This is a genomic window from Mycobacterium sp. NPDC003449 (assembly GCF_053588415.1).
The window spans coordinates 48,256-57,904 of the sequence record NZ_JBSFPX010000020.1 but is presented as its reverse complement, the minus strand read 5'-3'; the positions used below and the strand labels follow the sequence as shown (position 1 = coordinate 57,904).

Genomic DNA, 9,649 nt, shown 5'->3' with positions numbered 1-9,649 from the left:
CCACCGCACGTGCGTGTACGGATACCGGCGTAGACAGGACGGTCCGGCGATGTCGGTCGTCTACTACATCCCCACCACCGATGACGAGCTGCTGATCTCCACACTCGCCGGCCGAAGCAAGGCCCGTGCTGCGGAGCGCGACGGCAAGGTCAGCATCTGTGTACTCGACGAACGCTGGCCCCTCACCTATCTGCAGGTCTATGCCGACGCTGTCGTGGAGTATGACCGCGCGCTCGTCGTGGATGTCATGATGGCGGTCGCGGGGCGCATGTCAGGCCAACCCCTCGGCGAGGACGCGCGACCCTTCGTGGAGCAGATGGCAGACGAGGAGGACCGCGTCGTCGTCCGCTGCAGGCCGTATGCCACCTTCGCTTCACCGCCGCGGCACCTCAAGTCCAATGACCAGGAAGAGCGCATCACGCACTGGACGTCATCGGCGGTCCCGTGGGGTGCCCCTGACCCGACGGCGTGATCCTCGGCGGGAATCCGTTGACCGCCAACCCTGCAATTCCGACGAAGGAGACACCCATGGAACGGATCGCCCCACTGCCACGGGAATCACTGCTCCGGTATGAAGAATCATTGGACACCACAACAGAATTCATGGGCGTACCCGGGTGAGCTCGGATCCTGGTCACGCCATGACGTGGCCGCAATACACCACTCCGTCCGACCTCGCCGATATCGAAGCGACTCCGATACACGAACGCGGACTTCCCGATTCGACTTACGCGGTCCTGCGACGCGCAGCCGCGAGCTGGCCCCACCGTACCGCAATATCTGTCCTGCCCGATTCAGCCCACTGGGACACCCCCGCGCAGCGAAGCTTCGCCCAGCTGCTGGCCGACGTCCATCGATCCGCCAATCTGTTGCGCCACCTGGGTGTGGAGCGGCACACCGCCGTTGCCCTGCTCAGTCCCAACTGCGATGAGCTGATCACCGCGACACTGGCCGCGCAGCTCGCCGGTATCGCCGCCCCGATCAACGCCAGCCTGTCGACCGGTCACATCACCGAACTGCTCCGCCGCTCCGGTGCCCGGGTGATGATCGCGGCGTCCGCGGACCTGGACCGAACCGCGTTCGACGTCGCGGTCGGTCTCGCCGCCACCGGTGCGGTGGACACGGTGCTCTTCGTCGGTCCGACCGCCGAGGCCGCGGCTGCGCCGATCGACGGTGTCCGCTCAGGTCACCTGACCGAGTTGGCCGCCGAGTTTCCCGACGACACATTCACCGGCGCGGCCCCGATGTCCGGCGACCTGGCCGCGTTGTTCCACACCGGAGGTACCACCGGCGCACCGAAACTGGCCGCCCACACGCACGCCAATGAGGTCGCCGACGCCTGGATGATCGCAGCGAACGGGATGCTCGGCGAGCGTTCCACACTCTTCGCTGCCTTGCCCTTGTTTCACGTCAACGCACTCCTCGTGACGCTGCTCGCGCCGATGCTGCGCGGACAGCACGTGGTGTGGGCGGGCCCGCTCGGCTACCGGGATCCGGACCTGTACCCCACGTTCTGGAAGACGATCGAGCGCTATGCGATCACCACCATGAGTGCGGTCCCGACCGTCTACGCGGTGCTCGCGCAGTGCCCGGTCGACGCCGACATATCCAGCCTCGCGTTCGCGGTGGTCGGCGCATCGGCGTTGCCGGAGTCGGTGCGCCGGGAGTTCCAGTCGCACACCGGCATACCGCTTATCGAGGGATACGGGCTGACCGAGGCCACCTGCGCCAGCGCCCGCAGCTTTCCCGACCATCCCCGGCCGGGTTCGGTGGGCCAACGGATGCCCTACCAGCGCATCAAAGCAGTCCGCATCGACGACGGGGCGTGGCACGACCTGCCCGCCGGAGCGATCGGCACCCTCGTCGTGAGTGGCCCGACCGTGTTCCCGGGTTACGTGGCCGCGCGCACCCCCGCGGGCTTCACCCTCGACGGTCAGGGCAAGCTCGTCGACGGCTGGCTCGATACAGGCGACCTCGGCGCCGTCGATGAGGACGGATTCATCCATCTCAGCGGCCGCGCCAAGGATCTGATCATCCGCGGCGGGCACAATATCGATCCCGCCGTCGTCGAAGACGCCCTGCTGGCCCATCCAGATGTCACCGCAGCCGCAGCGGTGGGCCGGCCCGACCTTCACTCCGGTGAGGTACCGGTCGTCTATGTGACCGTCCGTCCCGGTGCGACGACCGACGCCGGGATGCTGCGCGAGTGGGCGGCCGACCATGTCGTCGAACGCGCCGCTGCGCCCAAGCTGGTGACGATCATCGATACGCTGCCCCTGACCGCCGTCGGCAAACCGTACAAGCCCGCACTGCGCACCGATGCCATCCGCGTCGCAATCATCGCCGCTCTCGACGGCTTCGACGGAATCAGCACAGTGGAGTCGGTCATTCGGGACGGCACGCCCGTCGTCACCGTCAGCGTGGGTCCCGGTGCCGATGAGCAGGCGCTCCGAAACGAGTTGGACAGGTACGCAGTTCGCTACGACATCACCCGATCCACAACTGACTGACCCGCCGGCGCGCCTATGGCAGGGCCGGCTCCGAGGAGTCGACGTGACCGTTGCTCGTGATGGTCAGGTTGTCTGGGCTGACCTCATAGCGTGCGCCGTCGGCCGGGTTGACCGCGACGAATCCGTTCCCGGAGGGCACCGCGGTGTCGATCTGGAGGTTGGCCCCGTCACGGAGCCGTTCGCCTCGGTAGGAGAAACTGTCCGGCCCGGTCTCACAGATCACCGCGAGCGAGGTTTCGGTGCGGATCATCACGGCCGGTGTACTACCGGCTTCGCACCGCGCCGTATGCCCGACGAAGCCCTGCGCATCGGTGCCGCTGGGCCGGTCCGTCTCCGTCGTGGTGGTCGTGGTCGTGGTGGTGGCGGGGGGTGATGCCGAATCGGACGGCCGGGGCGTCAGCGACGTCTCGGCGGTGGAGCCGTTGTCCCCGCCGCCGATCAGCACGGCCGCCAGCACCGCGGCGACGCCGAACAGCACCACGATGGCCACGGCCAGCATCAGGTGGGTGCGGCTGAACCTGGGTTTGCGTGGTGGCCGTGGTGGGGCCGGCGCGGGCGGCGCCGGTGGCGGGTAAGGGGTGTAGCCGGTGTGCTCGGGGTTGGGGTAGATCGAGGAGAACTCGCGGGTGCTCGGCGGCGGTGTGCTGCGCGGTGCGACGGGCGCGGGCGCCGGTGCGACGGCGGGCGGAGCTGCCGCTGCGGCCTGGGAGGCGGGATCCTCGGCGGCCTCGCGGGCGGCCTTGGCCAGGGCGCCCGCCGTCGGGAATCGAGCCGCCGGGTCCTTGGCCATCCCCCGCGCCACGACCTCGTCGAACGCCCTGGCGATCCCGCGCCGCATGATGCTCGGCCGGGGCGGCGGGGTGAACATGTGCGCGCTCATCAGCTGGCGCAAGTCGCCGGTCTCGAACGGCGGACGCCCGATCAGCGATTCGTGCAGCAGGCAGGTCAGCGCGTAGATGTCGGCCGGCGGCCCGACCGGCCCGCCGGAGAACCGCTCCGGGGCCATATAGGCGCTCGACCCGATCAGCACACCCGTCATCGTCACGCTGGCCTCGCCGCCGACGTGGGCGATGCCGAAGTCCACCAGGTAGGCGAAGTCGTCGGGGGTGAGCAGCACGTTCTCCGGCTTGATATCCCGATGCACCAGGCCGTCGGCGTGCGCGGCGTCCAGCGCGGCCGCGACCTGCGTGATGATCGACACCACCCGGCCGGGTCCGAGCGGTCCGCCGGTCCGCAACAGGTCCTTGATACTGGCGCCCTCGACCAGGCGCATATCGATGAACAGGACACCGTCGATCTCGCCGAAATCGTGGACCGGGATCACGTGCGGTTCCTGCAGGCGGGCCGCCACCCGGGATTCGCGGCGAAACCGCGCCTGGAAGCTCGGGTCGGCCGCGATCTCGGTCCGCAGCAACTTGACCGCGACCATCCGTTCCTTGACCGTGTCGTAGGCGCGGTACACCTCCCCCATACCGCCCACCCCGATCAGCGACCTCAGCTCATAGGGCCCGAACCGGGTGCCGAGGCGCGAGGCGCCGTTGGGCGAGGCCATTCCACGTCCTTTCAGGGTTCCAGCGGTGTATCGGTGACGAGGATAGATCCGTTTCAGTCCGGCCCCGTCAAACCGCCGGTCAGCCGCCGGCGAAGGCCGCGTGGATAGAAGGTACCGATGACCCGACGGTCGCGTCGTGGCACGCCGGGCGGCAGCCGTCAGCCGATTCCCGCGGAGTTCAGCTCATCGAAAGCCGCGGAGACTTTCCGCCGGTATTCTGCGACGCCAGCCAATTTGATCGACTCATATCCACGCACTTCTTGGGCGAGCGCGAGTAATTCTTGAATATCGAGGAAATTGTCCGGCGTGGCGCGCGGCACGGCCCGTTGGGTCAATTCCGCGAAATCGTCGATGAGCGTCCTCTCGACCCGGCGCACCTGGGCGTATCCGAACACATCCAGTGGTGTTCCCCGAAGCCGCCGCCCCGCCCGCAGCGCGTAGAACGCCGGCTTGAACCAGGCTCCCAATGTCAGCTTGTGCTTGAGGCCCATGGCACGAAGCACCGGCGGGTGCAGCTTGTAGGCGAATGTGGCGTCTTCGCCGAAAGCCTCTCGAACCGACCGCTCGAAGTTCGGGTCGAGATATAGTCGCGCAGTCTCGTATTCGTCCTTGTACGCCATCAATTTGAACATGGATTCGGTCGCCGTGGCGGTCAGCGTCCCAACGGCGCCGAGAACTCGTCGTTCCAGTTCGGCGGTATCGGCGACGAACGTCAGAAACTTCAGCGCGTAGGCCTGATTCTGGTATGCGATCAGCTCGGCGGCCAGGAATCCGACCCGGTCTTTGAGACCTTCGTCGATGTCGCCCAGCGCGTGGATCGCGGTTCGCACAGCCTGCGCCGTGCGAGTTCGGAGGCGGTCCGGGCGCGGGGGTTTCACGCCGCCCACCGACAGTGGATCGACGACATGCGCACGCCCCAGATGAAGGGCCCTGAGGTTTGCCGAAACAGCCACCCCGTTGAGTTCGACGGCTCTTTCCAGCCACGTCAGTGGGATCGGCAATGCCCCGGCCTGTACAGCCATCCCCACCAGGATCATGTTTGCCAACTGGTCGGACCCGAACTCTCGGTATGCGAGTGCTCGAGCGTCGGCGTAGACCGAATCGTCGGACCGGCTGGTCGAATCCAGCAGCCGACGAACGTCGGAGATCGACGGGAACGTGGTCGACGGTTTGAGAATCATCGGGCCGGTCGGCACCTTCGATGTCGAGATCACGGCCACGGTGCGCCGCTTCGACGTGACGGCCAGGTTCTTTTCGTCCGCTGCGACCAGCAGATCGCACCCGAGGTAGAGATCGCACTCACCCGCGGCGAGTTTGTTCGCGCCGGGGATCGGATCGGCCGAGAACTTGAGGTCCGACACCACCGCGCCACCCTTCTGGGCCAGACCAAGCTGGTCCAGGCCGCGCACCTGCCATCCAGCCAAAGTTCCTGCGGTGGCGATGATCTGGGAGGTCGTGACGACGCCGGTACCGCCGACTCCGGTGATCCGGACGTTGAACTCGGCCTCGTCGACCACCGATGCCGGATCCGGAAGGGCGGGTGGCGCCGCGGCGTTCCCACCCGGTGTGGACCGCCCTGGTCGTACCGCGACGAACGATGGGCAGTCACCGTCCAGGCACGAGTAATCCCTGTTGCACGAGGCTTGATCGATCCTGGTCTTGCGCCCGAAATCGGTTTCGACGGGCTGCACGGACATGCAGTTCGATTTCTGTCCGCAGTCACCGCATCCCTCGCACAGTCGTTCGTTGATGAACGCGCGGGTGGTGGGGTCGACCGCGAGCCCGCGCTTGCGTTTGCGACGAAGCTCGGTGGCGCACTCCTGATCGTGAATGAGTACTGTGACGCCCGCCGTCGCCGCCAGCTCTTCTTGGATCGGGATCAGCTCCGACCGGTCGAGCACCGCGACGCCGCGCGGTAGTGGAACCTTCCGGTACCGCTTCACGTCGTCGGTGGTGATGACGATCCGGGTGACGCCTTCGGCCAGCAGTTCCTGGACGATGTGAGGTACCGACATCTTCCCTACCACCCGTTGGCCCCCGGTCATGGCGACGGCGTCGTTGTAGAGCAACTTGTAGGTGATGTTGACCCCGGATGCGACGGCGGCTCGGACGGCGAGGCTCCCGGAGTGATGAAAGGTGCCGTCACCGAGATTCTGGAACAGGTGCTGTTCGGTCACAAACGGCGCCATACCGATCCACGGGGCTCCTTCTCCTCCCATCTGGCAAAGACTCGCGATCTGGCCTACCCGCTCTTGCGGCATCATGGTCGCGATGGCGTGACAGCCGATTCCGGCGCCGACGAGAGAGCCGTCGGGAACGACGGTCGACCGGTTGTGCGGACAGCCCGAACAGAAGTACGGCGTCCGGGTCAGCAGCGGCAGCTCGATGCGGCCCGCGGATTTCTGGTCGACGGCGTCGAACGACAGATTCCCGATCTGGCTCGCCGAAAGGACTTTTCGAATCCGCTGCCCGATCTTGTCGGCGAGGATCTCCGGTGGCAGATCGGAATTCGCGCGCAGAAATTGGCGGGCGTGCTCATCACGTTTGCCGAGAACACGTGGGGCATCGCGGCGCCCGTACAACGCGTCTTTGACCGCCAACTCGATGAATGCGCGTTTCTCTTCGACGACGAGCACTTCATCCAGGTCTGCGCAGAACGTCTGGACGGTTTGATGGTCCAGCGGATGGATGGCACCCAGCTTGAGAATACGAATGCCCGAATGCATCAGCTGGGACTCGCCGACGCCGAGGCGCGCGAGCGCTTGCAGAGTGTCGCGGAACGTCGCTCCCGCGGTGATGATGCCCAGTTTCGCGTCGGGGTCGCCGATCGTTCTGTTCAGGTCATTGGCGGCTACATATCTACGCACCAATTCCATCCGGTCGTAACAGGCACTCTGTTCGAGGTTGCCGAGAGTCGGTTGGAGAAACTGTGCGGAGACCGAGTGCCGGAAATCGACTCCGTCGATCTCACGGCTGGGAGTCCGCACCGAGACGCGACCGCCGTCGAATCGGACCGTCGCCGACCCGTCCACGACATTGGTCGCGAGTTTCATTCCCACCCACAGCCCGCTGAAGCGGGACATGGCAATTCCGTGCAGGCCGAAATCGAGCACTTCCTGGGGATCCGAGGGGACGAGTACCGGAAGCCCGAGTTCGGCCATCGCCGACTCGGAACCGCTGGGCACGGTCGACGATTTGGCGATCGAATCGTCACCCACCAGGACCAGCGCTCCACCGTTTTCGGCGGCCCCACCGAGATTGGCGTGTCGCAGGGCGTCGGTCGCCCGATCCAGACCGGGAGCCTTGCCGTACCAGATGCCGACCACACCGTCGTATTCACAGCTTGGCGATGCCGAAGCCAGCTGCGATCCCTGGACGGCGTTCGCGGCCAGCTCTTCGTTGACCGCGGGACGAAACACCACCGAATGCCCGTCGAGCAACTCCTGCTGCCGTGCCAACTCGAGGTCGTAGCCGGCCAGCGGGGAGCCTTCGTAGCCGCTGATCAGAACCCCGACCCGCAGGCCGGCCGCGGCGTCCCGGCGGCTCTGTTCCAGGGGGATCCGAACCAGGGCCTGCAAACCGGTCAGAAACAACTCGCCGTCGGCCAGGGTGTATCGGTCACCGAGGTCGAACTCTCGTGAGCGCAGTTCGGTCACTGGTGCCTCCTAGATGACGGACATCCGACGCCTTCACTCTCACTATGTTGAACGTCAAAGTCGCCCAAATACCTCACGGAACGACGTCGAAGGCGGGGAGTACGAGATCGAACGGCTCTACCGCGAAGCGGCTTTCATGCTGATCGGGGAAGGCACATCCGACATCCAGAAGATGATCATCGGCCGGTCACCGCTCAACGGCCACCGCGCCACATAACCTTCGCGAATTGTCAGCCGAACGACGAGTGCGGTGCGCCGATGCCCGAGTCGATCTGCGCCGGACCGGCGGCCGACGGGGCGACCGGGAAGTCGAAGATGGCGGTGGGGATGTACACCGTGGCACAGGAATTGGGGATGTCCACCACGCCCGACAGCCTGCCTTCGATCGGCGCCGCGCCGAGCAGGAGATACGCCTGCTCCGGGCTGTAGCCGAATTTGGTCAGGTAGTCGATCGCATGCAGGCAGGCCCGCTGGTAGGACAGGTGCGAGTCCAGATAGCGCTGTTCGCCGTCGAGGGTGACCGACGTGCCCGAGAACGCCAGCCACTCCGAATATTGCGGATCGGTGTTGCCGGGCATGAATATCGCGTTCTCGCTCACCCCGTAGGTGTCCATCCCGCCCGGAATCACGTCCACCCGCAGATCGATGAACCCGCCCATCTCGATCGCACCGCAGAACGTGATCTCACCGTCGCCCTGGGAGAAGTGCAGATCGCCGACCGACAGGTTGGCCCCGTCGACGAACACCGGATAGAACACCCGGCTGCCCTTGGTGAAGTTCTTGATGTCCTGGTTGCCGCCGTTCTCCCGCGGCGGTGCGGTGCGGGCCGCCTCGGCGGCCGCCGTGGTGAACGCATCGCCGGTCAGGCCGCCCAGGATCGCATCACGCGGCTCGGGCGGCAGCGCCAGCGGCGGCACCCGGTCGGGGTCGGTCGCGATCAGCGCGGCCTCGCGGGTGTTCCACGTCGCGAGCAGCCCCGCCGACGGTGCCGTGCCCATCAGCCCGGGGTGCACGATCCCGGTGAACTCGACGCCGGGCACGTGCCGCGACGTCGCGTGCTGGCCGGAGAAATCCCAGATCGCCTTGTAGGCGTCGGGGAACTGCTCGGTGAGGAACCCACCGCCGTTGCGGGTCGGGAAGATGCCGGTGTAACCCCAGCCCTGACCGGCCAGCGGGCCGGAGTCCTCCTGCGGGATGGGGCCGACGTCGAGGATGTCCACGATCAGCAGGTCACCGGGTTTGGCGCCCTCGACCGCGATCGGGCCGGACAACACGTGCACCGTGGTCAACGGTGCGTTGAGGATGTCGTCGGCGGAATCGTCGTTGACGATCGCGCCGTCGAACCACTCCCGGCAGTGCACCCGGAACGAGTCGCCCTTCTTGACCGTCACGGCCGCCGGAATGTCCGGATGCCACCGGTTGTGGCCCAGCTTGTCCTGATCGGTGAACTTCTTGGTCGAATCGAGTCCGAACACGACCTCGGGCATGAGTCCTCCTTCAGGGCTTCAGGGGCGGGGCAGCTTCTGGTGCAGCGGGTTGGCGGTGACGCGGCGTCGCCCGGGTGAGGCCGGCGGGCCGGTCACCACGGCCGGGCGATCGGCGCTCGCCCGCGTCGCATCCTGCAGTGTCATGGCCGCGCCGGTGCGGCCGAGGTTCGGGGCGCCGATCCTCCGGCGCGCCACACCCAGGCAGATCGGGCATTCGATCGTGTCGGGACGGGCATCCATCGGATACCGCCGCGCGGTGGTACCACAGCCTGATTCACACCGAAATACGTAGAGAACCAACAGGTCTCCTCACAATCTCCACGCGGTGACGACATATGCAACACTACCCATGAATGCCGGTGTCGGCGCGGTGGTTGCGAAAAACAGATACTCGCAGGGCCCGATGAACGACGTGACATACGCGCCGGCCGGCACCGGTCTCGT

6 protein-coding genes and 1 pseudogene are annotated in these 9,649 nt (G+C 66.4%); 3 read left to right on the top strand and 4 right to left on the bottom strand.

The features are described from left to right. Both ACWDTP_RS08575 and ACWDTP_RS08570 read left to right on the top strand, forming a co-directional pair. On the top strand, window positions 1–472 hold a 472-nt coding region (locus ACWDTP_RS08575; protein WP_450018527.1), incomplete at its 5' end, for a pyridoxamine 5'-phosphate oxidase. Between the two features lie 169 nt (window positions 473–641). Further along, window positions 642–2,510, top strand: a complete 1,869-nt coding sequence (locus ACWDTP_RS08570; RefSeq protein ID WP_450018525.1) for an acyl-CoA synthetase — start codon at window positions 642–644, stop codon at window positions 2,508–2,510. Between the two features lie 13 nt (window positions 2,511–2,523). Here ACWDTP_RS08570 and ACWDTP_RS08565 read toward each other — a convergent pair whose 3' ends face one another. Next, window positions 2,524–4,062: a serine/threonine-protein kinase gene (locus tag ACWDTP_RS08565; protein WP_450018523.1), complete on the bottom strand. Its 1,539-nt coding sequence runs from the start codon at window positions 4,060–4,062 to the stop codon at window positions 2,524–2,526. Window positions 4,063–4,220: 158 nt separating this feature from the next. Next, window positions 4,221–7,718: an indolepyruvate ferredoxin oxidoreductase family protein gene (locus ACWDTP_RS08560; protein WP_450018521.1), complete on the bottom strand. Its 3,498-nt coding sequence runs from the start codon at window positions 7,716–7,718 to the stop codon at window positions 4,221–4,223. A 97-nt stretch (window positions 7,719–7,815) separates the two neighbouring features. Here ACWDTP_RS08560 and ACWDTP_RS08555 point away from each other — a divergent pair. Further along, window positions 7,816–7,935 (top strand): annotated as a pseudogene (locus tag ACWDTP_RS08555) (acyl-CoA dehydrogenase family protein); the annotation flags it as partial. A gap of 13 nt (window positions 7,936–7,948) precedes the next feature. Here ACWDTP_RS08555 and fmdA read toward each other — a convergent pair. Together fmdA and ACWDTP_RS08545 are read right to left on the bottom strand one after the other, a co-directional pair. Continuing rightward, window positions 7,949–9,205 carry a formamidase gene (gene fmdA / locus ACWDTP_RS08550; RefSeq protein WP_450018519.1) on the bottom strand — a complete coding sequence of 419 codons (1,257 nt, stop codon included), beginning with the start codon at window positions 9,203–9,205 and terminating at the stop codon, window positions 7,949–7,951. Window positions 9,206–9,223: 18 nt separating this feature from the next. Further along, window positions 9,224–9,445, bottom strand: coding sequence for a zinc ribbon domain-containing protein (locus ACWDTP_RS08545; RefSeq protein ID WP_450018517.1), 222 nt, complete (start codon window positions 9,443–9,445; stop codon window positions 9,224–9,226). Window positions 9,446–9,649: the final 204 nt, after the last annotated feature.

What these genes read in the sequence shown, in the direction of transcription:
- ACWDTP_RS08545 (WP_450018517.1), bottom strand. Translation starts at nt 9,445, where the DNA reads ATGGATGCCCGTCCCGACACGATCGAATGCCCGATCTGCCTGGGTGTG.
- ACWDTP_RS08565 (WP_450018523.1), bottom strand. Translation starts at nt 4,062, where the DNA reads ATGGCCTCGCCCAACGGCGCCTCGCGCCTCGGCACCCGGTTCGGGCCC.
- ACWDTP_RS08570 (WP_450018525.1), top strand. Translation starts at nt 642, where the DNA reads ATGACGTGGCCGCAATACACCACTCCGTCCGACCTCGCCGATATCGAA.
- fmdA (WP_450018519.1), bottom strand. Translation starts at nt 9,205, where the DNA reads ATGCCCGAGGTCGTGTTCGGACTCGATTCGACCAAGAAGTTCACCGAT.